At 50.5% G+C, this 2,927-nt stretch carries 3 protein-coding genes; all 3 read left to right on the plus strand.

Translation table 11 applies throughout. The features are described 5' to 3' along the window. The first annotated feature begins 364 nt into the window (after nucleotides 1-364). The 3 genes from J1785_RS01930 to J1785_RS01940 are packed head-to-tail and all read left to right on the plus strand — an operon-like array spanning nucleotide 365 to nucleotide 2,854. The gene (locus tag J1785_RS01930) at nucleotides 365-1,093 is read left to right on the plus strand and encodes a metal ABC transporter ATP-binding protein (RefSeq protein ID WP_205951586.1); all 729 of its coding nucleotides are present in this window, start codon (nucleotides 365-367) and stop codon (nucleotides 1,091-1,093) included. Beyond that, entirely contained in the window at nucleotides 1,090-1,947 is an 858-nt protein-coding gene (locus J1785_RS01935) for a metal ABC transporter permease (protein ID WP_217139370.1), read from the plus strand. The genes J1785_RS01930 and J1785_RS01935 overlap by 4 nt, the downstream gene beginning before the upstream one ends. A 28-nt stretch (nucleotides 1,948-1,975) precedes the next feature. After that, nucleotides 1,976-2,854: a metal ABC transporter substrate-binding protein gene (locus tag J1785_RS01940; RefSeq protein ID WP_129992124.1), complete on the plus strand. Its 879-nt coding sequence runs from the start codon at nucleotides 1,976-1,978 to the stop codon at nucleotides 2,852-2,854. Nucleotides 2,855-2,927 lie beyond the last annotated feature (73 nt).

Below are 2,927 nucleotides of genomic sequence, written 5' to 3' on the forward strand. Positions count from 1 at the left end.
CCGTATTCCTTTTCATTATCGCATACTTTCCTCAGGATGTGTTTTGAGGGAAGAAAAAAAATTCTAAAGCAAAATTCCATAACCTGCTGATTATAAAGTGGATTGCAACTCGCTCATCATTTTTTACTTTTTTTTTACACTCCGGGGCCTCGTCCTTCGAAGATCTCCGGTTGCATCTGTACCCGTAAAAAACTGAAACAGTTCCTGTATTGATACCGAGGCTTTATTGTGATGTTATATTATAACTTTTCGGAGGGCGCATGACAAAAACACTGTTTACACTTTCTTCGCCGGTACGCTGCATTGTTGTACTGGCTGTGCTCGCTGTTTTATGGGCAGCTATCTACTGGGCAATTTCATTACCATGATTTTTGTTAACAATGTCGAAGTGGGGTATGACCGTCTGGCAGTAGCCATGCCGCTAAACGGACAGTTCTGTTCTGGTTCCCTGACGGCAGTTATCGGTGCCAACGGTGCAGGAAAATCCACCTTTCTCAAAACACTGGCCGGTTTGCAGCAGGCTGTTGCAGGGAATATTACTTTTACTGGCGGGAAACGTCCCCGGCTGGCGTATTTACCGCAGCAGGCTGAGTTGGATCGCGGTTTCCCTATCAGTGTATTTGACCTGGTTGCAATGGGATGTTGGCCGCAAAGCGGGCTATTCGGTGGCATAAACCGACAGTCAGCGACAGCCGTCGATAATGCACTGCATACGGTGGGCATGAAGGAAATGTCGCACCTGCCTGTAGGATTGCTTTCCGGCGGGCAATTACAACGTACGTTGTTTGCCCGCTTACTGGTTCAACAGGCACCTCTCATTATGCTCGATGAACCGTTCACGGGTATCGACACTCAAACCACTGATTTACTGCTAAAAGTTATCGCGCAATGGCATCGGGAAGGCAAAACTGTCATTGCGGTTTTGCATGATATTTCGATGGTTGCCCGGCACTTTCCACATGTGCTTTATCTCAGTGCGCAGCAGAATTTATGGGGAAGCACGCCGGATGTCCTCGGGCATTTCCCTCATCAGGCACATGCCTGCATTTCGACAGAACCTTTCTCCCTGACGACGGGAGTCGCGAATTCATGATGCTTTTTCATTTGCTTGCTGACCCTTTTATTGAATTCGGCTTTATGCGCCGGGCTTTAATTGCCTGTATCGCATTATCAATCAGCGCCACGCCATTGGGTGTTTTCCTGTTATTACGCCGGATGAGTCTGGTGGGAGATGCACTGTCGCATGCTGTCTTGCCTGGCGCGGCGATTGGCTATCTGCTCTCGGGAATGTCGCTGGTCGCTATGGGGATTGGCGGTTTTATCGCAGGCCTTGCTGTTGCGATGTTATCCGGACTGGTGAGCCGCCGTACGCAATTAAAAGAAGACGCCAGTTTCGCTGGTTTCTATCTGGGCTCTCTGGCGCTGGGGGTCACGCTGGTTTCCCTGCGCGGCTCGAGCGTTGACCTTTTACATGTGCTGTTCGGCTCAATTCTTGCCATCGATTCCTCCGCCATGATCATGGTCGGCATTATCACCAGCCTTTCTTTAGTTGTACTGGCATGCATCTACCGCGCACTGGTCATTGAGTCATTTGATTCGCTGTTTCTGCGCGTCAGTGCCGGGAAATGGCTGGCAGCAATCCACGGCATTTTCCTGGCGCTGGTGGTACTCAATCTGGTGGCGGGTTTCCAGATCCTCGGCACTCTGATGTCTGTGGGGCTGATGATGTTACCTGCTGCCAGTGCCCGTTTCTGGGCCCGTGACCTTCCTCATACCTTACTGAGTGCGATGATCATTGGTGTGATTGCCAGCGTCGTAGGCCTTATCTGGTCTTATTATGCCTCGCTGCCCGCCGGGCCCGCGATTGTCCTGAGTGCAACGGTTATCTTCTTTATTTCGGTTTTATTTGGAAAGCGGGGCGGGATGTTAACAGCTTCGCGAAATTAAGCAGCAGTACCACAATTAAGGGGACATGATGAAAGTATTACCTGTATCACTCGCAGTAGCTGCCCTGCTGTCGAGCCCGCTGGCAATGGCGAAAACCATCGATGCGGTAGCCAGTTTTTCAATTCTTGGGAATATCGTGCAGGAAGTCGGAGGTGATCATGTGAAAGTCACGACGTTAGTCGGGCCGGACGGTGATCCGCACAGCTTTGAACCTTCACCCAAAGACAGCAAAGCGATCAATGCGTCTGATGTCGTGTTTGTCAGCGGCCTGGGGCTGGAAGGGTGGATCGATCGCCTGGTGACGGCGTCGGGTTATAAGGGACATCTGGTGACAGCATCGAAAGGCGTAAATTCCCGTAAAATGGAAGAAGACGGTAAGCAGATCACCGATCCACACGCCTGGAACAGTATGGCAAATGGCGTGATTTATGCCACTAACGTGATGAATGCACTGATCAAAGCGGATCCGGAAGATGCGGATTATTTCCGTCAGCGCGGCGCTGCCTATATTGAACAATTGCAAAAGCTGGATGCGTGGGCAAAAACTGAATTTGCCGGTATTCCGCAGTCAAAACGTAAAGTGCTGACCAGCCATGATGCCTTCGGATATTTTGGTCAGGAATATCATGTCAGCTTTATGGCGCCTGTTGGATTTTCTACTGAAGCTGAAGCCAGTGCCAGCGGAGTGGCTTCTCTGATTAAGCAGATTAAAGCGGAGAAAGTGAAAACTTACTTCATCGAAAATCAGACCGACCCGCGACTGGTTAAGCAGATCGCTGCAGCCAGCGGGGCTGTACCCGGCGGTGAGTTGTACCCTGAAGCATTGTCCGGTCCGCAGGGACCCGCGACAACGTACGTGAAGGCATTTAAGCATAATGTTGAAACGATTGTGGCCAGCATGAAATAAGATCTTTCCTCCTCACCGCAATACGGTGGGGAGGTTTACATCATGTCTTAGCATAAGAAAAGCCCCGCCGGGC

It is taken from the genome of Rahnella perminowiae, from assembly GCF_019049755.1.
Classification (GTDB): Bacteria; Pseudomonadota; Gammaproteobacteria; order Enterobacterales; family Enterobacteriaceae; genus Rahnella; species Rahnella perminowiae.

Bases quoted from the DNA above. Each gene is read 5' to 3' on its own strand.
- J1785_RS01930 (WP_205951586.1), top strand. From the start codon at position 365: ATGATTTTTGTTAACAATGTCGAAGTGGGGTATGACCGTCTGGCAGTA.
- J1785_RS01940 (WP_129992124.1), top strand. From the start codon at position 1,976: ATGAAAGTATTACCTGTATCACTCGCAGTAGCTGCCCTGCTGTCGAGC.
- J1785_RS01935 (WP_217139370.1), top strand. From the start codon at position 1,090: ATGATGCTTTTTCATTTGCTTGCTGACCCTTTTATTGAATTCGGCTTT.